This is a genomic window from Glaciecola punicea ACAM 611, assembly GCF_000252165.1.
Lineage (GTDB): Bacteria > Pseudomonadota > Gammaproteobacteria > Enterobacterales > Alteromonadaceae > Glaciecola > Glaciecola punicea.
Genome location: NZ_BAET01000012.1, coordinates 91,244 through 112,310, shown reverse-complemented (window position 1 = coordinate 112,310; position 21,067 = coordinate 91,244). Strand labels below are relative to the sequence as shown.

The 21,067-nt window shown below is 40.9% G+C and carries 17 protein-coding genes; 12 read left to right on the top strand and 5 right to left on the bottom strand.

Annotation, left to right across the window (positions count from 1 at the left end):
- The first annotated feature begins 43 nt into the window (after positions 1-43).
- Positions 44-235, top strand: a complete 192-nt coding sequence (locus GPUN_RS13675; RefSeq protein WP_141567234.1) for a hypothetical protein — start codon at positions 44-46, stop codon at positions 233-235.
- Between the two features lie 568 nt (positions 236-803).
- Here GPUN_RS13675 and GPUN_RS06125 read toward each other — a convergent pair.
- Entirely contained in the window at positions 804-3,311 is a 2,508-nt protein-coding gene (locus tag GPUN_RS06125; RefSeq protein ID WP_006004513.1) for a CoA transferase, read from the bottom strand.
- 368 nt (positions 3,312-3,679) lie between these two features.
- Positions 3,680-4,573, bottom strand: a complete 894-nt coding sequence (gene gcvA, locus GPUN_RS06120) for a transcriptional regulator GcvA (RefSeq protein WP_006004511.1) — start codon at positions 4,571-4,573, stop codon at positions 3,680-3,682.
- A gap of 373 nt (positions 4,574-4,946) precedes the next feature.
- Between gcvA and GPUN_RS14330 the strand changes: the two genes are divergently transcribed.
- From GPUN_RS14330 to GPUN_RS06080, 9 genes are all read left to right on the top strand, one after another.
- Positions 4,947-5,099 (top strand): hypothetical protein, encoded by a 153-nt coding sequence (locus tag GPUN_RS14330; RefSeq protein ID WP_006004510.1) that lies wholly within the window; start codon positions 4,947-4,949, stop codon positions 5,097-5,099.
- 936 nt (positions 5,100-6,035) lie between these two features.
- The gene (locus tag GPUN_RS06115) at positions 6,036-7,196 is read left to right on the top strand and encodes an iron-containing alcohol dehydrogenase (protein ID WP_006004505.1); all 1,161 of its coding nucleotides are present in this window, start codon (positions 6,036-6,038) and stop codon (positions 7,194-7,196) included.
- Positions 7,197-7,238: 42 nt separating this feature from the next.
- Positions 7,239-8,735: a CoA-acylating methylmalonate-semialdehyde dehydrogenase gene (locus GPUN_RS06110; RefSeq protein WP_006004504.1), complete on the top strand. Its 1,497-nt coding sequence runs from the start codon at positions 7,239-7,241 to the stop codon at positions 8,733-8,735.
- Positions 8,736-8,817: 82 nt separating this feature from the next.
- Positions 8,818-8,967: an IS3 family transposase gene (locus tag GPUN_RS06105; protein ID WP_006004502.1), complete on the top strand. Its 150-nt coding sequence runs from the start codon at positions 8,818-8,820 to the stop codon at positions 8,965-8,967.
- A 211-nt stretch (positions 8,968-9,178) separates the two neighbouring features.
- On the top strand, positions 9,179-9,283 hold the full coding sequence (locus tag GPUN_RS14770; RefSeq protein WP_369403272.1) for a Fic family protein: 105 nt from the start codon (positions 9,179-9,181) through the stop codon (positions 9,281-9,283).
- 132 nt (positions 9,284-9,415) lie between these two features.
- Entirely contained in the window at positions 9,416-9,856 is a 441-nt protein-coding gene (locus GPUN_RS13670; protein WP_051987300.1) for a Fic family protein, read from the top strand.
- A 686-nt stretch (positions 9,857-10,542) separates the two neighbouring features.
- Positions 10,543-10,989, top strand: a complete 447-nt coding sequence (locus GPUN_RS06090; protein WP_193360400.1) for a hypothetical protein — start codon at positions 10,543-10,545, stop codon at positions 10,987-10,989.
- Positions 10,990-11,812: 823 nt separating this feature from the next.
- Positions 11,813-13,156 (top strand): ATP-binding protein, encoded by a 1,344-nt coding sequence (locus GPUN_RS06085; protein ID WP_040520467.1) that lies wholly within the window; start codon positions 11,813-11,815, stop codon positions 13,154-13,156.
- A gap of 574 nt (positions 13,157-13,730) precedes the next feature.
- Complete coding sequence (locus GPUN_RS06080; protein ID WP_006004496.1) at positions 13,731-14,969, top strand: ATP-binding protein; 1,239 nt, start codon at positions 13,731-13,733, stop codon at positions 14,967-14,969.
- 81 nt (positions 14,970-15,050) lie between these two features.
- Here GPUN_RS06080 and groL read toward each other — a convergent pair whose 3' ends face one another.
- From groL to GPUN_RS06065, 3 genes are all read right to left on the bottom strand, one after another.
- Positions 15,051-16,694 (bottom strand): chaperonin GroEL, encoded by a 1,644-nt coding sequence (gene groL / locus GPUN_RS06075; protein WP_006004494.1) that lies wholly within the window; start codon positions 16,692-16,694, stop codon positions 15,051-15,053.
- Between the two features lie 85 nt (positions 16,695-16,779).
- On the bottom strand, positions 16,780-17,070 hold the full coding sequence (locus tag GPUN_RS06070; RefSeq protein WP_006004492.1) for a co-chaperone GroES: 291 nt from the start codon (positions 17,068-17,070) through the stop codon (positions 16,780-16,782).
- A gap of 192 nt (positions 17,071-17,262) precedes the next feature.
- Positions 17,263-17,766 (bottom strand): FxsA family protein, encoded by a 504-nt coding sequence (locus GPUN_RS06065; RefSeq protein WP_006004490.1) that lies wholly within the window; start codon positions 17,764-17,766, stop codon positions 17,263-17,265.
- A gap of 293 nt (positions 17,767-18,059) precedes the next feature.
- On the opposite strand from GPUN_RS06065, the gene GPUN_RS06060 reads away from it, so the two are divergent.
- Both GPUN_RS06060 and GPUN_RS14325 read left to right on the top strand, forming a co-directional pair.
- Entirely contained in the window at positions 18,060-20,378 is a 2,319-nt protein-coding gene (locus GPUN_RS06060) for a protein-disulfide reductase DsbD (protein ID WP_006004488.1), read from the top strand.
- A 224-nt stretch (positions 20,379-20,602) separates the two neighbouring features.
- Complete coding sequence (locus tag GPUN_RS14325; protein ID WP_006004486.1) at positions 20,603-20,770, top strand: hypothetical protein; 168 nt, start codon at positions 20,603-20,605, stop codon at positions 20,768-20,770.
- Positions 20,771-21,067 lie beyond the last annotated feature (297 nt).

Sequence of the window (21,067 nt, the reverse complement as noted above, 5' to 3'; positions counted from 1 at the left end):
AAACATAAAAATAAAAATAAGAATAAGAATACTTTATCCCCCGTTGCCATTCAAAGTGCAGGATGTCATTGGAAAGAAAAACAAGCTCAGCAATGTCGATGCGGATATGCCAGAAATAGCTGTGTACATAGGTACTGGTCGCCCTAAATTAGGCCAGTTACTCCAGCGAATTGAATACCAAATAGTTGGCGCATTATTCACGCCATTGGCGTCTCGTAAGACAGCCTTGCAGTAATTTGGATTGTTTATTATTGCCACCAATAATGTCAGCGAACACCTCGATATGGCAAGCTTGCTGAGCATTTATAAAGCACAGCAGAATGTTGAAAAAGGCTTTCGTTTTTAAAAAGTCCTGACTTCCTAAGCAGCGCAATCTATGTTAAAAAGCCCGAACGAATTGAAGCCCTGCTGATGGTGATAACTTACTGCTTGATGGTATATGCAGGCTTAGAGCATCAAGTCCGTAAAACCTTGGTAGAAAAGTCCTGCTACTTCCCCGATATGAAATACAAAGCTCGCTAGCGGCTGATGGCGCGCTGGATATTCAAGTGTTTCGAAGGTGTTACCATCATGTATTGGCCGGATAATCCGCCAATAGTGGCAAATTTACAAACGCGCAATCAAACCACCATTGATTGCTTGGGCAAAAAATATCAGAGGATTTATTATTAAAGTAGGTCCGCAATGTCAGTTATATGGTTCTTGCTAGCTTATTTAAGCCTGTTCCATTCATTCATCTTTTATCAGTAGAAAGTTGTGATTGTGGAACAGGCTATTAGCAAATTTTTAATCCAGTTCGAAGATTAACTAGGTAAAAACTCTCTCCCCCAGCCGGTAGCAGCAATTTTTCTATCGATCATTGATTGCACTTCTGCACTATTGTAACCAAGGCCTTCGAGAACTGTTTGTGTCGAATGACCAAAGCGTTCTGTAGACTCTATAGCTAAAATTCTCGCTTCTGTTGGACGAATAGCATATTGGTCAATAATAGTAACGCGATGGCCACTTGGGTGGTTATCATAAACAGAAAAAGCATAACTGCCACGGTCAAGTCCAACAGTGCCATCAGCATCTCGAGTATACAAGTCTCTGAGTTGCTCAATACCCATAGGTTTTGCGGCGGCAATATCGGCACTTTGTAAAACCTCAGCCCAGTTTTCTGAGCTATCCTGACTAAATCTTTCAGTTAAAAATTCACTTATATTTTCAGTATTAGCAATCCCTGATAGTCCACTGATCGTTTCAAGCTTTGCTAACTCACTTTCGTTTGAGTCAATAAAAATAAAGCCATTTCGAGTATGGTAAAAGTGAGAATATACATCATTGCCTAATGCTTCACGCCCTGAAGCTTCATTAAATGGAGCTCGACCTTCATAATCAAAGGCAAATTTGATTTGTACCAGATTAGTAACCGCTGAAAGCGATGTCCTAGCGCGTGATGTTTGACCATGTTTTTGTTTGTTATATAAAGCGACGACCATGCCCAAGCCTCCTGCAAAACCACAGTTAACATCTAAGGTACCTAAATGTGCGTGTTCTTCTGGTGTTTGAATACCACCGAAGCGGCTCATAATGCCACTATTTGCCTGAATAATATCATCATAGCCTATATAGTCCGTTTTAGGACCACGCTTAGGACCCCCTAAACAATCTAAACGACAAAATAAAACCCCTGGGTTAATTGCTTGTAAGCTGTCGTTATCTAAACCAAGCTGTTCCATTTGACGTTCTGGCGCATTAATCACCACAACATCAACTGATTTAACTAAACGCTCAAATATTTCTCGACCTTCACTCATCGTAATATCAACGAGCACACTCTTTTTGCCAAGATTGGTTTGAAAAGTAAACAATGTACCAATAAGAGGGTCATATAGTGGTGTAACTGGATCAAGTTTAATAACTTCAGCGCCAAATCGTCCTAAAAATGCTGTTGAGTGTGGACCCGCAATAACATTGGTAAGATCTAAAATTCGAACGCCATCTAACCAAGCACTATTATTAATAGGCTGAATTTGATTACCTACAGGGCGAGTAATGACTTGGCTGTCAATAATATCGACTAGCTGAGCCATCGCTTGGCTAAAATCAACTTCTTTACGTGGTTTTGGTGTTAGCATTTGCTCGACCGATTCTTCAAGCCATGCTATTGGCCCTGGTTGCTTCATCAAACCGTATTGAGGATCATTAACTTCAACAATAAGGCCTGAAGCCACACAGTGTTGACTGTTCACCCACTCTTGCGTTGTTCTATGTGGAGCCCCTGGAATTTGTCCTTCACCAAAAATAGTGCCCCATTGCTCTGACGTTTTGGTCAAAAAAACTTTTTTCATTTTATTAGAAATAATATCAGCCCATTTTTTCGGTAATGGGTAAACACCAATTGATGTTTCACCATCCCATTCTTCTATAGGTAAGTGCAGATCATTTACTTCGGGTAATCCATCAGACAATAACTCCTCATACAGACCTAAAGCTTGTAAACAGCGGCGAGCATGATTACGATGCGATGGACATACCACATAGAAAAAGCGTCCGTCACTGCATTTATAGGTGCGATAAAAGGGGTCTAAATATTCTTGAAGATCTTGGTAGCTCAAATCCATTTCAAGATTATTTACTTTACGATGCTCTATTTCAAGCTCGCGCATTGTCAGATAACGCTGTGGCAAATCTTCAATGACAACAGAGTTATAAGATAATCCTTCCATTAATGCCGCTGCGAGAGGTACTTCGATGCTATCACCACGCCCGGTTTTTTCACGCGCCAATAATGACATCACTACAGAGCTTGTAGCTAACGTGGTTGCATAAGAAGAGCCCAAAGACAAAGGTGAAAAGCTTGGATTAAGTCCCATTAATATACGATTGAAGCCCATGTCAGTAAATGCTCCTGATGTTGCATTTACAATTGCTTCAGTGGCTTTCCATTGACTTCTAAGTTGGTCGTTACTAGCAAAACCAGGCATGGATAGCGTAATCAGCTCTGGGCGAGTTTCGCGTAATTTAGCAAAATCGATTCCCAAACGTTTCATTACATTGGGTCGGAAATTTTCAAGTACTACATCAGCATGTTCAATTAGAGTTAGTGCTTCAACTAAGCCTTTGGGCGATTTTAGATCTAGCCTTAGTGTACTTTTATTTCGGTTCAATATCGCATTTGCAGGGTGATCCCATTGCGGCCCTTGAGGTGGTTCAATATGAATCACTGTTGCCCCTAAGTCAGCGAGAATCATAGCAACAGCAGGTCCAGCTATTTGTTGACCAAAATCAATGACGCGCACGCCGATTAACGGTAGTTTTGTTTTCATTTGTTTTTTTCCTATCATTAATATTGTTAGCCAAAATGTTTTTTAATCTCACTTAAAGAGTTTGCTAAACAGGCTGCTTTTATATTTATCAGTTAGGTTATTTCAAAGACCTAGAGCCTGATTAGGTGGATATTAGGTTGTTATTACTGTCTGAACCAACAATAAAAAATACACCTATAACGCTGTTTTTTTTATGGCTTGGTAACGCTCATGAGGGATGAACAAAGGGAGATTACGTCATTAGTACTATTTGAAAATTGTTACGCTTATTGACGTGAGCTTTTTTAAATTTGAATTAGCTGAAATATTTAGTGGTTAACAACTTGCCTAAATTGTAGAAGCAAGCGTCATAAAGGAAGTAAGTGTTTCTATTTTTTGTCTATTTTATTTAAGATCCATTCTTTAAATTTATTCGCGTGAGGATGTATTAAATTAGAGCTTGCATAAGCAAGGTAAAATGCTTCGTCAGTAGCAATTTGTTCTTTAAATGGAGCTATTAATTTACCCGAGCTTAGCATTTCATCAACCAAACTAGTACGCCCCAGAGCAATACCTTCACCTAAGATAGCCATTTCGAGCGCAGTAATTAAAGTGTCAAACTGAAACCCCTGACTTATTTTAAGGTGCTCATGGTTTGTCTGGTTTAACCAATATCCCCAGCCATCTTCGTAACCTATAACGTGCAACAATGTGTGATTAGCGAGATCGTTTGGGGTTATTAAAGGTGCATTACTATTTAGGTAATTTGGGCTACACACAGGTAAAAGGTTATCCCAAGTTAAACGTTCTGCTTGTAATCCTTTCCACTTTCCTTTGCCATAACGAATCTCGAAATCATTATCTGAAGGAGTATCTTTGTCATTGATCCAAATATTACTGGTAATGCGCAGATTAATCTCAGGGTATGTAATTCTGAAGTCACTGATTTTTGGTGCAAGCCAATTCATAAAAAAAACCAAATTAACTTTAATCGTTAATAAATTGGTTCGGCCTTGACCAAAAATTTCTTCAGTAGCAACTCTTAAACGCTCAACAGATTCATGCACAATAGGTAGATAAGCTGCACCAGCATTAGTCAGCTCTAAACCGCGAGGAAGTCGCTTAAACAGTACAGTGCCAAGCTGGTGTTCAAGTCCTTTAATTTGTTGACTGATCGCTGCTTGGCTTAAATTTAATTCGACTGCGGCATGAGTAAAACTTAAATGTCGCGCTGCTGCTTCAAATGATCGGATCCAGTTAAGTGGAGGTAATTTTTTTTTCATTATCAATTCCAATATTGCCGTAGTTCTGCTTTTTATTATAAATATAACCTCATTTATTTTCGGATATTAGCATACTGTTATCGCTTGCCTCATAAGTAATCACAGCAGAGATATAAATATTTTAATGTCTCAGGGGTGTTTTTTATTGTTTGTGGATTTGCTGATCATTTCACAAAATGATGATTAATATTGCAACCGCAAGAATTGTGAAATAAGTACGAACAAAAGAATCACCATAGGATCGATTCTCCCTCTGTCATAGTTGTTGTTACCTTAATTAATTTACTAAATAAAAGAGAGGTGTCGGTAAGTAAATATAGATGAAGCTGTCAATGCGGGTGCGCGTAAAGTAAAAGCGTGCGAAGAGGTCGGTGTGTCCATAAAAACACTCCAAAGATGGCGTCAAGAGGATGAAATGTCCGATGATAAGCGTCCTGAAGTCATTAGGCCGGTGCCGCCTAGTAAGTTAACAGAAGCTGAGCGTGAGCACATTTTAGCGGCCTGTAATCAAGATGAATACGCCTAACTACCGCCCAGCCAGATGGCCCAAAGTTGGCAGATAAGGGTATTTATATCGCCTGTGAGTCGACATTTTACGGTTTACTTAGAGGCAAGAATCACTTGCATCATAGCGGACGTGATAAGCCTAAAGGGACGGTTGTTAAACCAAACACACATACCGCGATAGACCTTAATGAGGTGTGGTGCAGCATTGTGTCAGCGCCAGCCCGATGAAAAACCTGACAATGCGAGCAAAAATCCGCGCATTGGGTGTAGAAGGCTCGTGCGGACGCCCTAGCTTGAGCTATGATAATCCGTATTGTGAATCATTATTTAGAACAGTGAAGTACAGCCCGCACTAGCCTTCAAAGGGTGTTGAGTCGCTTGAAAAAGCGCGGGACTGGGTAAAAGAATTTACGCATTGGTACAATAAAAAGCAGTGTCATAGCAACACAAAGATTATTACGCCGGAGAAAAGACACCTTGGCTTAGACAAAGAAACTTTAAAAAAGCGCCATGAATTATATTTGGCCCAAAAGCAAACAAGCCACATCGGTGGAAACGAACACTCTCCGACTCAATAGTGCGTATTCTTTTGTGCCTATTGGATCCGTAGTGGGAGGATTACTACTGGCGGGCCGACTCTATATGTTACAAACAGCCTCAATTGAAGCATCTTTGCTTTTGCCTTTTTTATTTTTTCTCTCTTGATGGTATAGGGTCTATATAAATATCTTAGAGAGGAGGGCAGTGCAATAAAACGATCATATACTATGTCGGGAGTAACCCCGATGATGATAAAAAATAAAACATGCAGTTCACACATGATTAACTTTTTGGCGACTGACAACTTTGGCTATCAGTTACTGTTTTACAAAAATATTATTGTTTAATCTCCTTTATACACAGGTATATACAAGAAATGATTAAATGGTGCTATTTGAGATAAGGATTCAAATTTATGTCTTCACAAATAATCTTACCACGCATTATGCAAGTTGGCGCAGACGCCAGCCTTCAAATACCTAATGTTTTAGCTAGCCTAAACTGCAACAGAGCTTTAATTGTTACCGACAAAATGATGGTTAAGCTAGGTTACGCCAATACTATTCAAACGGTATTACAGCAGTATGATATTTCATGTGATGTTTTTGATGATACTGTGCCAGAACCGACAGTAGCATCTATTCAGGCAGGTGTTACCAAAGCGAAAAATGGCGATTATGACTGCATTATTGCTTTGGGTGGTGGTAGCCCAATTGACAGCGCTAAAGCCATTGCGATTTTAGCTAAGCATGGTGGTGTGATGCAGGATTATCGCTTTCCTCGCATGGTTACAGAACAAGGCTTACCTCTTATTGCTATACCAACAACTGCTGGCACTGGATCTGAAGTAACTAAATTCACCATTATCACCGACGAAACAAGTGATGAGAAAATGCTATGTGTTGGCATTGGATTTATGCCCGTCGCGGCCTTGGTTGATTATAAATTAACAATGAGTTTACCCCCACGAACAACGGCCGATACGGGTATTGATGCCTTAACACATGCCATAGAAGCTTATGTTAGTAAGAAAGCTAATCCATATAGCGATTGCCAAGCGATTGCCGCAATTAAGTTAATAGGGCCAAACTTACGGAAAGTATATAACAATGGAGGTGATGAAAAAGCGCGTGAAGCTATAATGATTGGTTCAACCCTAGCTGGTATTGCATTTTCTAGCGCATCAGTGGCATTGGTACATGGTATGAGTCGCCCTATTGGAGCATTTTTTCATGTGCCTCATGGTCTGTCTAATGCGATGTTATTACCAAGCGTTACCGCTTTTTCTATTCCCGCCGCACCAGCACGCTATGCCGATTGTGCACGAGCTATGGGTATCGCAACTGAGCAAGACAGCAATGAGCTTGCTAACCAGAAACTATTAATTGAACTTCGTGCATTAAACGATGAATTAGCGGTGCCAACGCCTGAGCAGTTTGGTATTAAACGCGATGACTTTTTCGAGGTTTGTCAAACTATGGCAGAGCAAGCCTTGGCTTCAGGCTCTCCAGCTAATAACCCGATTGAACCGTCTATTAGCGATATCGTCGCTATCTACCAAGGCCTGTGGGATTAAGCTCTGTACTTACATTACTTTTTATAACGTTAGGAATTATTTATGAATACAATTGGACACTTAATTAACGGTGAAATCTGCACCGACGCTGCTCGCACTCAAGATGTGTTTAACCCAGCAACGGGTCAGGTGATACGACAAGTGGCATTAGCCTCTGTTGAAACAGTAGAGCAAGCTATTAGTTATGCTCAGGCCGCATTCCCAGCATGGCGAAATACGCCGCCGATTAAACGGGCGCGAGTGATGTTTCGTTTTAAAGAATTGCTTGAAGCCAATGCGGATAAAATCTGCCAATTGATAGGGGAAGAGCATGGTAAAATATCACATGATGCGGCGGGTGAATTACAACGCGGTATCGAGAATGTTGAATACGCTTGTGGCGTGCCTGAATTATTAAAAGGCGAGCATAGCAAAAATGTTGGACCAAATATTGATTCATGGAGCGAGTTTCAACCCTTAGGTGTTGTGGCGGGTATCACGCCATTTAACTTCCCTGCGATGGTACCACTGTGGATGTTCCCAATGGCGATTGCGTGTGGTAACTGTTTTATATTAAAACCATCAGAACGGGATCCAAGTTCAACGTTACTTATTGCTCAGTTATTAAAAGAAGCGGGACTACCTGATGGCGTCATGAATGTTGTTAATGGCGATAAGGTGACGGTTGATGTGTTGTTGTCTGATGAGCGTATTAAAGCGGTTAGCTTTGTAGGTTCAACACCGATTGCTGAATATATTTATGCCACAGCCAACGCGAATGGTAAACGTTGTCAGGCATTGGGTGGCGCAAAAAATCATGCCATCGTGATGCCAGATGCGGATATGGACAACGCCGTTAATCAGTTACTTGGTGCTGCATTTGGCTCTTCAGGCGAACGTTGTATGGCGCTATCTGTTGCAGTTGCTGTTGGCGATGTTGCCGGTGATGCGTTAGTTGAAAAGATGACCAAGGCAATGGCAGGTCTAAAGGTTGGCGCATATACTGATAGCATCAATGATTTTGGCCCTGTTATTACCGCTCAGCATCGTGACAAAGTGGTTGGCTATATTAATCATGCTCAAGAGCAAGGCGCAACAATTGTGGTTGATGGTCGAAACCCAGAGGTTGAAGGCTATTCGGATGGTTTCTTTGTTGGCGGTACGTTAATCGATAACGTGACAACTGATATGGTGAGTTATAAAGAAGAAATTTTTGGTCCGGTGTTACAAGTTATTCGTGTGCAAACAATGCAAGAGGCAATGGATTTAATTGACGCCCATGAATATGGCAATGGCACGTGTATTTTTACTCGTGACGGTGAGGCGGCGCGTTATTTTTCTGACAACATTCAGGTGGGTATGGTTGGTATTAACGTGCCATTGCCTGTGCCTGTTGCTTATCACAGCTTTGGTGGTTGGAAGCGTTCCTTGTTTGGTGATTTACATGCTTATGGACCTGATGCGGTTCGCTTTTACAGCAAACGTAAAACGGTCACTCAGCGTTGGCCTTCTGTCGGAGTGCGTGAAGGGGCAGAGTTTTCAATGCCAACAATGAAATAATTTACTACCCTGAACTTTTGTTATGGTTGAATTAGAAGGACACTTCAATAAAGAATAAACTCCAACTTATTGAGGTGTAAGAATGCCTAAACGTACAAACAAGAATTACCCAAATAATTTTAAGCAAGAAGCAGTGTCACTGGCAACTGAACAAGGTTATTCAGTTGTTGAGGCTCCTGCTTCATTAAATATTACCGATAAATTGCTTTATAATTGGGTAACGAAGTTTTGAGAAGATGCTTGCGCCACTGCCGCCTAAAAGCGACGTTTAATCCCCGATTGTGCTTAAAGCCCTTATTCATGCTAGCGCAGGAATGCGCAAAACTCCTGGCACTGTGCTTAAAAATGAACGCACTGGTGAGATTGTATTTCAACCACCATCGCCTGAGACTATTGCACCATACATGTCGTCGTTTGCGCTATTTATGAATACCTAGCAACAAATAGACCCACTTGTTTGTATGTCACTTATTCATCGTCAATTTGAAACTATCCACCCATTTTATGACGGTAACGGACGTACAGAGCGGATCATAAATATTCTATAATTGGTTCAATAAGGTCTATTAAACACCCCTATTTTATATCTCAGTCGATATATTAATCATACCAAAAACGACTATTATCAGCTGTTCCAGTAAACCAGAGATACTGGTAATTGGGAGCCTTGGTTAGTTTATATGCCCAAAGCAGTTCCCAACACAGCGAAACATACCACCATTTTGATAGGAGGAATTAGTCAGTTACTCGCTAAGCAAAAGCAGCTTATTCGACGCGATTACAAATCCTACAGTCAAGATCTAATGAATAACCTGTTTTCACATCCATACACAAAAGTCGCTTTTGTAGAAAAAGACCTGAATGTCTCCGGGGCAACAGCAACCCGTTATTTGGAAGCACTTAGTAAAGGTGGGGTATTGGAAAAGCACAAGTTAGGATGTCAAATATCGCTTTTTAGAGTAAGTGGTTCGAACGAGTTATATGGTGTCTGGCTGTCGTATGATTTTACTCGCGTAACTTTGGGTGTCGGATATAATAGAAACGATAGGCGAATAACTTGTAGAAAGGAAACTTCTCAGGTCAGCAGTAATCGTAGTCCCCCTATTGAAATTGGCTCATAAACAACTGAGAAGGAACAAGCGAATGCGCGGGGTGTCACAGGCGCTTGCTTTATTGGCTGTGGTGACGTGAATCGTCTTTTTTAAGATAATAATATGCCAGACAGCGCTTAATCATCTTAAATATCAAGATAGATGCTACAGACGCTAAACCAGGTGCTGCGTACGCATAAAAGTTTTTTTCGACATTATAGGTATCAAACAAAAGCATTGGCACAAACCAATGCAGTAAAAGATACTGTTAAACCCATAACCAATGACACAGCAAATATTTGGTTTTTGTTCATGTACGCTTATCTCTTTCAGGCTGTTGGACTACAGTAACAAGATAGTTGACGGACTAACAAACAAACAAAGCCGCCAGCAGAATGCTTTAATTAATTCCGGTCGTATTTTCCGCCTTCAAAATTCTCGATCCTCATACTTTTTCTTCCTAACATCGCACCTGCAAAAGTTGAGCTGCTTCCTGTCCCAACAGCAAAGCCAACAAAAGCACCGATAGCCCCGCCAATTGGCCCGCCAATTGCGGCGCCAGTGGCAAATCCAGCAACCGTACCGGCAAAACCCTTCGGATCACTATATACCCTCTCACTTTTCAAGAATTTATGTTAGCGTGTGGCGAACGTATATTAGCTCAATTACTAAACGAACATCCCTCTAGCATTCCCAAAATAGCGCATGACAAATTAATGAAGGCATTAAATGATTATCTATTTGTGGGCGGGATGCCCGATGCTATTAAAGAATGGACGGCGGGAATTAACAGTGATCAAAGTATTTTGAAAACACTTCAAAATGTAAGAAATACCCAAAATCAGCTCGTCACAGATTATATAAACGATTTTGGTAAATTCTCTGAAGGGGAGAAGATGTCAGCGTTAATGGTTGAACGCATCTATAGGAATATTCCGGTGCAGTTGGCGCAAACACAAAATGAAAAGCCAATACCGCTGGAAGTAAAAAGTGGAAAAAACACTAAAGCTAAAAGTTTAACAGCGCTTGTGACCCGCTTTGATTTGCCAAAAGCTTATAAACTGAGTGCTAATTTACTAGAGGTAAATGCTCAGCGAGTTGTGGAGCAATGGCCAATATATTTAGCTAGGATTCTTTATAAAACCAAAGTAGTCAATCATTAGGTCATTGCACCGAGTTTTATAGGCTATTGCTAATTAACCATGGAACAAACGCAATAATAGGAAACGCGCTTCGTTTAAAACATCAAAAAACCCGCAGACCATAAAATCTGCGGGCTCTGATACTACTACATTGCAAGCTTATGCAATGCACGACAATGCAATCTAATGCAATTACATCATGCCGCCCATACTCGACTTAGCGCAACGTTTTTAATGAATATTTAAACTTATAAAAAAGGTACCCCACTTTGTACCCCATTAATATTGCAACTTAATGCAACCCTATGCAATGTAATGCAACCAATCTCAGAATTACGCTTTTTAAATAAAAAGGTGACTAACTTCTCAAAAGAATCAATTATTGAGAATAAGAGTATTTACGTGTTCAATATAACGCGGTTTTAAGAAGATGTGTAAGCCACTGCCGCCCAAACGCGACTGATGAGCTTAATTTAGCCAGACAGTTCAGGTTGACGAGACCGACTATGTTTGGTTACGCCTGAACTATACTGGTGAGCAGCGCGCTTTTTTCTAAACCAGAGAAAAAGCCTGAAAATATTGAAATCTGCGGGCTTTAATCGTGTCATATTGCGACCTCATACAATAGGCTAGAGGCTTAATACATATGTAGTCTAACAATGAATTTAGTAGTATCCAATCACTTATATCACTCTATAAATCTCAATTTTTGGAATTATACATACTAGTATATCTCATTACATAGAAATTATTCCCTTGTTAAATTCTCATTAGCATGATAATTTCAATCAATAAAATTGTAACAGGTAGATTTATTGTGTTTGTGCGGATTTACGAAGACATCATGCTTTCTTGGAAAAACAAGCAAAATCGTCAGCCCCTACTTGTGGAAGGAGCAAGGCAAGTAGGTAAAAGCTTTTTAATTGAAAAGCGGTTCGCTCCTAAGCATTTCGAAAAAACACTAAAGCTAGATTTTATGCAAACGCCAGAGTTTAGTGCTATTTTCGATGATGGTCTGTCACCAAAGTCAATCATTAGAAATGCAGAAATTGCCACAGGACAAGCTTTCAATCCAGATACAGATCTTCTATATTTTGAAGAAGTAGGCATGTGCAAACAAGCACTTGAGTCGCTCAAGTACTTTAGCCAAGATGCCCCTAATATTTTTTTAATTGCTACAGGCTCCAATATTGGCCTTTTTGGCCGATTCCCTGTTGGCAAAACCCTTCGGATCACTATATACCCTCTCACTTTTCAAGAATTTATGTTAGCGTGTGGCGAACATATATTAGCTCAATTACTAAACGAACATCCCTCTAGCATTCCCAAAATAGCGCATGACAAATTAATGAAGGCATTAAACGATTATCTATTTGTGGGCGGGATGCCCGATGCTATTAAAGAATGGACGGCGGGAATTAACAGCGATCAAAGTATTTTGAAAACACTTCAAAATGTAAGAGATACCCAAAATCAGCTCGTCACAGATTATATAAACGATTTCGGTAAATTCTCTGAAGGGGAGAAGATGTCAGCGTTAATGGTTGAACGCATCTATAGGAATATTCCGGTGCAGTTGGCGCAAACACAAAATGAAAAACCCATTCCTAAATTTCAGTTTAAACAAGTCAACCCCAATCGAAACACATCGTATGCTGATGTGAGTTCACCTATTTCGTTTTTGGGAAAACTCAACTTAGTACAGCGTATAGGACTCATTGATACCGCAGATAGTAAATTTCCACTGGCATCTTATAGGCAGGAAAGCTTATTTAAGTTAACACTCACTGATATTGGCTTGCTCAATGCGATGGCAAATATTCAATACAAACAAATTATAAACAAAGACTTTGCTTTCAAAGGTTTTATTGCCGAAGTGTTTGTACTTAATGAAATAGTAAGTGCGCATATTAGGCCAAGTAACGCTGCGTTTTACGCATACAAAAAAGGCGAAAGTGAGGTTGAGTTTTTATTCCAAGGAGCAAGCGGCTACCCAATACCGCTGGAAGTAAAAAGTGGAAAAAACACTAAAGCTAAAAGTTTAACAGCGCTTGTGACCCGCTTTGATTTGCCAAAAGCTTATAAACTGAGTGCTAATTTAGTAGAGGTAAATGCTCAGCGAGTTGTGGAGCAATGGCCAATATATTTAGCTAGGACTCTTTATAAAACCAAAATAGTCAATCATTAGGTCATTGCACCGAGTTTTATAGGCAGTTGCTAATTAACCATTGAACAAACGCAATAATAGGAAACGCGCTTCGTTTAAAACAACAAAAAACCCGCAGACCATAAAATCTGCGGGCTCTGATACTACTACATTGCAAGCCTATGCACGACAATGCAATTACATCATGCCGCCCATATGCCAGTTAGAGCCTTGTTTCTATTGGTTATTTCCATTTAATTTAAAAAAGGCACCCCCATTTGGTACCCTATAAATGATGCAACTTAATGCAACCCTATGCAATCGCATGCAATGGATATACTGTTCATTTGACAGACCATGACAAATTAAAGACGACAACACAAAAGTATCAGTAATAATTCGAAAAGTACGTTTACGCTATTCAATCATTACGCCATAGAGACTAACTACATTTTGAACGGTGAACTGTCGGCATTACTTAATGCCGCTAAGAGCTTTTGCCCCTGTCGGCGGGTAGTAATTTTCGTGTAAAATTTCAATTAGACGAATTTAAACTTTCAATTGGACGATAAAGAATCTACAATTAGCCGAGCAAATATCTTCTCAGGCGCAAAGCATGTTTCCACGATTCGTTGAGCATAAATTACTAGAAGCGCTACAAGACACGCCCGTTGTCTTAATTCATGGCTCACACCAATCTGGTAAAACGACACTTGCACAAATGGTGGGTCAACGACATAACTATCTTTACATTACATTTGACGATGTTAACCAACTCAATTCAGCCAAAGCTGATCCTGTCGGGTTTATTGATAGTTTGCCCGAAAAAACAATATTAGATGAGATCCAAAGAGTCCCCGAAATTTTTACCAGTATAAAATCAAGTGTGGATAAAAACCGATTGCCAGGAAGGTTCATTTTAACCGGCTCTGCAAATGTATTGCTTCTACCCACCCTATCAGACTCTTTAGCAGGAAGAATAGAAATCATCCATTTAAGGCCATTAGCACAGGCTGAAATTAATGGTCAACTCTCTGGTGTATTCAACACCTTATTTTCAACCGAGGTGGGTTATCAGTTGACTACCACGGGTTATTCCAAACTAGGCAATGAATTAACTAAATTAATCACGGCTGGTGGATACCCTTCAGCACTATCTCGAGCAAGCACAAGCAGAAGAATGTCATGGTATAGGGACTTTACAAATACGCTCATTCAACGCGATATTAAAGACATTGCTAACATTCAACATATCAATGTCATTCCTAAGTTATTGCGTTTATGTGCCAGTCAAACAGCTAAACTATTCAATGTATCAGGCCTCGCTTCGCCATTTAATATTAGCCGCCCTACTATTAAAGAATATATTGGATTACTTGAACAACTATTTTTAGTTGAACAAATTCAACCTTGGCACACCAATCGACTTAGTAGGCTTATCAAGACGCCAAAAATGCACCTTACAGACACAGGTTTAATTTGTGCTTTACTCAATATAAAAGCAGATGATTTAAAAGCTGACCGAAATCTCTTAGGACAACTTTTAGAAACTTACATATTTCAGGAATTACAGAAATATATAAGCTGGCAAGATTCGACATTCGAGGTTTATCATTTCAGAAATAAGGATAAAGTAGAAGTCGACTTCATATTACAAAACGGGCAATTTATCACAGGTATTGAAGTCAAAGCTTCAGCAACTATTCAAATGGCTGACTTCAAGGGTCTGGTTAAACTGCGTGATTCAATCGGGGATAGATTTATCAAAGGTATTGTATTTTATGATGGTGAATCAATTCTTTCGTTCGGCGATAGGCTATTTGCGATACCTTATGGCGCATTCCTTTTAAAATAAAAAAGCCCGTAGACTATAAAATCTGCGGGCTTTAATACTACTACATTGCAAGCTTATGCAAGCTTATGCAATCTAATGCAATTACATCATGCCGCCCATACCACCCATGCCGCCCATATCAGGCATACCACCACCGGCTGATTCGTCAGTCGGTGCATCAGCGATCATCGCCTCTGTGGTGATCATAAGGCTGGCAATTGACGCTGCAAACTGGAGTGCAGAGCGAGTCACTTTAGTAGGGTCAAGAATACCCATTTCTATCATGTCGCCGTAGGTGTCGTTTGCCGCATTGTAACCGTAGTTTCCGGTGCCACTTTTCACTTGGTTAGTCACCACCGAAGCTTCTGCACCTGCGTTAGATGCGATTTGACGAAGTGGAGACTCCATTGCGCGTAGCAATAACTTTATGCCTTGTGTTTGGTCTTCGTTTTCACCGGTAAGGCCATGTAGCTTAGACGCGGCTCTTACTAATGCAACGCCACCTCCAGGTACTACACCTTCTTCAACAGCTGCGCGAGTCGCATGAAGTGCATCTTCAACGCGCGCTTTCTTCTCTTTCATTTCAACTTCAGTGGCTGCACCAACCTTAATCACGGCAACACCGCCAGCTAGCTTAGCCAAACGTTCCTGCAACTTTTCTTTGTCGTAGTCTGAAGAAGATTCTTCAATTTGGGCACGAATTTGGTTACAACGGCCTTGAATTGCGTCTTGCTCACCGGCGCCGTCAACTAAGGTAGTGTTATCTTTAGTAATAACTACACGCTTAGCGGTACCTAAGTCTTCAAGCTGCACTTTTTCAAGTTCTAAACCAATTTCTTCAGAAATAACAGTGCCACCCGTTAGCATAGCGATGTCTTGCAACATTGCTTTACGACGGTCGCCAAAGCCTGGCGCTTTAACGGCTGCTACTTTCACAATACCGCGCATGTTGTTTACCACTAAAGTAGCTAAGGCTTCGCCTTCAACGTCTTCAGCAATAATCAATAATGGCTTAGACGATTTCGCAACTGCTTCTAAGGTAGGTAGCAATTCGCGAATGTTAGATATTTTCTTATCAACTAACAAAATGTACGGACTTTCTAGCTCAATTGAACCGCTTTCTTGGCTGTTGATGAAGTAAGGAGATAAGTAACCGCGGTCAAACTGCATACCTTCAACCACTTCTAGTTCGTTTTGAAGTGCTTGACCTTCTTCAACGGTAATAACGCCTTCTTTACCCACTTTTTCCATCGCTTCGGCAATAATTTCGCCCACAATAGTGTCAGAGTTTGCAGAAATTGTACCTACTTGTGCAATAGACTTGCTGTCGGCGCAATCAGTTGAAAGTGCTTTAAGCTCTTCAACAGCAGCAATAACGGCTTTGTCGATACCGCGCTTAAGATCCATTGGGTTCATGCCTGCAGCTACAAGCTTGAGGCCTTCCGCTACGATTGACTGAGCTAACACAGTTGCAGTAGTGGTTCCGTCACCGGCTTCGTCGTTTGCTTTAGAAGCCACTTCTTTGACCATTTGGGCGCCCATGTTTTCGAATTTGTCTGCTAATTCGATTTCTTTAGCTACCGATACACCGTCTTTGGTAATGGTAGGCGCGCCAAAAGACTTGTCTAAAACTACGTGACGGCCTTTAGGACCTAAAGTTACTTTTACTGCATTTGCTAATACGTTTACGCCTCTTAGCATTTTAGTGCGGGCGTCGTTGCCAAAATGAACTTCTTTAGCTGCCATGATAATTATTCCTCTAAACTTATGTGGTAAGCCCAACAGGGCTTAAAATCAAATATTTACGTAACGCTGATATGCTGAATAGGGTTTATTCAACAATCGCTAAAATGTCGTTTTCACTTAATATTAGTACTTCTTCACCGTCTAACTTTTCAGTTTTAACGCCGTAGCCTTCGCTGAAAATTACGCTGTCGCCTACTTTTACATCCAAAGGTTGCAGGTTACCGTTGTCTAAGATACGACCTTTGCCTACCGCAATAACTTTACCGCGCGTTGACTTTTCGGCGGCAGAGCCTGTTAATACGATGCCACCAGCTGACTTGCTTTCTACTTCTTCGCGCTTGATTATTACGCGGTCGTGTAAGGGACGAATTGCCATTTTTCAAATCTCCAGAATTGTTACTAAAAAAGTTGTTTATATAACGATAGAACAAAGCATTATGGCCTTATTCTAGCCATTTTCTTTTTGCGAACGGCAAATAAAAAAAACGATTTAAATAATGTCATTGTCTATTGTAAAAAGGAGGTGGGGCTTAGGAAGGCGATCTCAAGGGCAGACAATGAAAAATAATTAATTTAAACGATTTTTATCATCACTTTGGGTCTTGTCGGTGAACTCGCCGTCAATAATATCGCCGTCATCGGTTTTGCCCTCATTAAATGGCCTGCCGGTAGGACGGGTATTGAAACCGCTTTGACTGAAATGCGCACCACCTGCCTGCATGATGGGTATTTTTCGCATTAAAAACTCGGCGATAGGGGCGCGACTAAACGGCAATGTAAATAAAAACCCAAGTATATCGGTAATAAACCCAGGAGTAATTAGCAACACACCGGCAACTAACAACAATGCTGCTTCAGCCATTTCGGTACTTGGTGCTTCGCCGGCGCGTAGTTTTGTTTGAATTTGCTGCAGTAAAGAAAACCCTTGTTGACGCACGAAATAAGCGCCAAATGCAGCGGTAACGATAACGATTAAGAATGTGTTCAAGCCGCCAATACTGCCAGATACATTAATGAGCAGTATTATTTCAGCAATAGGCAAAACCACGAATAAAGTGAACAATATAAGCATTAATGCTCCTTGTTTAACATACTGTGTAAAAAGGTGAAGTGCCTGCCTCCTATACACATAAATTGGGACACCTATAAATATTTCAATCTAACCCGGCGTCAATTGAGTATGATATGCTAGCCGCTTGGCATCTTTCATAGTATTTATGCATCTATATTCACCTATATAGCACTGGTAATAAAACAACGGCGACCCAGACACAGCGCTACCTAACACGACCAAAACGTAACAGTAATCAAGTGTTATCCACACTACTATTACAATACTACCAATCGTTTTTAAAAGGAATAGGCGTGCAAAAACTCGCTCAAAGCCATTATATCTTAGCACTCAAGCCACACATGGCATTTTGTCAACGCGCTGGCATTATGCTGGCGTTCATATTTGCACTAATGCTTAGTACTTTAGGCGTATCGGGTTTCACTAGCGCGCAAACCACGCCTGAATCTATTTTTAGCGACTCCCCTACTTTTCTCAAAGTTGACGAGGCCTTTGGCTTTGATTTTGAACAACAAAACGGCAAACTTATTGTTAAATGGACCATTGCCGATGGCTACTACTTATATAAGAGGCAGTTCAAAGCGGCAGGCAAAAACGCCCTTGTAGGTGAGCCCCTTTATCCTGCGCATGAACAAATAGAAGATGAATTTTTTGGCTTGTCTGACGTTTTCTTTGACGACATGCAAATGGTCTACCCTATAATAAAGGCACAGCAAGACGGTTCTATAAAAATTCGCTTTCAAGGCTGTGCAAAAGCAGGTTTGTGTTACCCACCCACCACAAAAGTGGTGTTTTTAGACGCTTTTAGTACCGGACTGCTGTCGCCAGAACAGGCTTTTACAGCTGCTTTAGTGCAATCAACTAGCACCGAACTGGTGTTTGATTTAAGTACTGCCCCAGGTTATTTTTTACGTAAAGACAGTATCAGTATCGAGTCATTTATTCATGAATTTGGTGAACCGCTATTCCTTGACAATGAAGAGCTTGACAATGAAAAGTCTGATAATGAAGGGCTTTCTACCCCAGGAGAGAAAAGTAAAACAGGCTACGTTAAACAAGCCTTAACGCCCACCGGCATCACCGATGTATTTTATGACAAGGTCAGCGTCACTTTTCCCATTATTAGTACCGACTCACAGTCACAAGCACCGCCAATGGTTGATTTGTTTTTTGCCGGCTGTGCTAATGAAAATATCTGCTATCAGTCCATAAGCGTAACACTTGATGCTAATAATATTGGCGTAATTGCACCTCAAAGAATGCCACTAGTGGATAATTCTGCGCCCGTGTCTGAGCAGTTTACGTTAGCCGAAAAACTGCTTTCAGATCAGAGTATCTTTATAAGCTTAGGCTTACTCACCCTACTTGGTTTAGGCCTTGCGTTCACGCCCTGCGTTTATCCGATGTACCCTATTTTATCGAGCATTGTACTAGGCAAGGGGAAAAAACAGCTTAAAACCTCGCATGCCTTCGCCCTTAGTTTTGTATTTGTGCAAGGTATGGCAATTACCTACTCAATCATTGGGCTTATTGTGGCCTCGGCTGGCGTGCGCTTTCAAGCCGCCTTGCAGCATCCTGTGCTCTTAGTCATTTTTATTGTGCTGTTTGTGGTGCTTGCTTTGGCTATGTTTGGCTTATACGAAATTCAGATGCCTTCAAAGTGGCAAAATAAGCTTAATAGCCTTAGCGATGAGCAAAAACAGGGTAACTTCTTTGGCGTTTTCGTAATGGGCATAGTGGCGGGACTCGTAGCCTCGCCTTGCACCACAGCCCCCTTAACGGCCGTATTAATCGTGGTGGCCCAAAGCGATAGCTTGGCCTTTGGGTTTTTCTCACTGTACGCCCTTAGCATAGGCATGGGCATTCCGCTGATATTATTTGGTATAACCGGCGGTAAATTATTGCCCAAAGCAGGCGCATGGATGAACGTTATAAAAGTCACGTTTGGCTTTATGATGCTCACTGTGGCGATCTTGTTTGTTGAACGCTTTATTGTGGCAGATTGGACCGATTTATTATGGGCTGCATTAGGCTTAGGGCTTTTTGCCTACTGGTATACAGTAAATCAAAATACGCAAATGAGTTTTGCCAAGGGTCTACGCACTACAATTAGCTTAGGTGGTTTGGTATTTGTGATTATTTTCAGCATTCAAGCGCTGCAAAAAGTTGATTTGATCCCCACCATCGTTAGCAATAACGCAGGTTCGGGTGCCCAAGGCACTGGCAGCAACGCATTTGAACATCCAGAATTTATGGTGGTGCGTGATTTAGCCGACTTTAGACAAAAACTGAATGAAGCAAATGAACAAGGCAAGCCCGTTATGCTAGACTTGTATGCTGACTGGTGCGTTGCCTGTAAAGAGTTTGAAAAGTATACATTCCCTGCACCCCAAGTAGTTGATGCCCTCTCACAGGCTGTTTGGATGCAGCTAGATTTAACCGACAACACCCCGAGTAACTTCGAATTTCAAGAGCAATTTGGCATAGTAGGCCTGCCCACCATCATGTTTTTTAATCAACAAGGTATTGAACTTGAGCGCGCAAGAGTAACTGGCTTTATGAAAGCTGACGTCTTTGCAGACCACGCAAAAAACACATTGCCTAAAAGCTAAACTTTTAGGCAATGCTTACGATAACTTCATAGTTAAGTAAACGAAATAATCTACGCGCTAGATGATTTCAGTTACGTTAGCAAGCTTGGTGGCACTTAGTGCCAGCACTCTTATAGCGGGCGCAAAAAAATCAACGCACCGGAGGATATAATAAACCAGCGTTGAGAAACCGCTTGTTTCAGCTAATCTTGCTCGTCTATTCGATATTAGATAGGAGACAAGCCATGCACATTTCTATTATCGAAGACGACCGTCTTTTTGCGAAAATCTGCCCTGCCACTGCCTATCACCTTCATTACACTAAGCGTTTGTCAATCAATAATAATGCTTGGTCATCTATTGCAGTTAGTGCGGCTAGTGCGCGACGCGTGCGCACTTACCTGTTGATGTAAAAACGAAAGCTTGCGTATTGCACTGGTTTTACCCTGTCAATATCAAATTTTCGGTGCCGCACACGCTAAAATAATAGTGGCTATTTTAGTTTGCGATTGAAAAATCATGTCCGCGCATGTCAAAATGGGCTCACAAAAACGCTCAATATCAGCTAACGTCGCTGATTAGACCAGTATTTTGCTGAAAACATGCTGGCAAGTGTGCTACTTTAGCTAGATTAATTTTAACAAGTGCAAATGAGATTGATAATAACATTACTACCCAAACCTTGTCTTGCCAGTCAGTTGACATGCAAT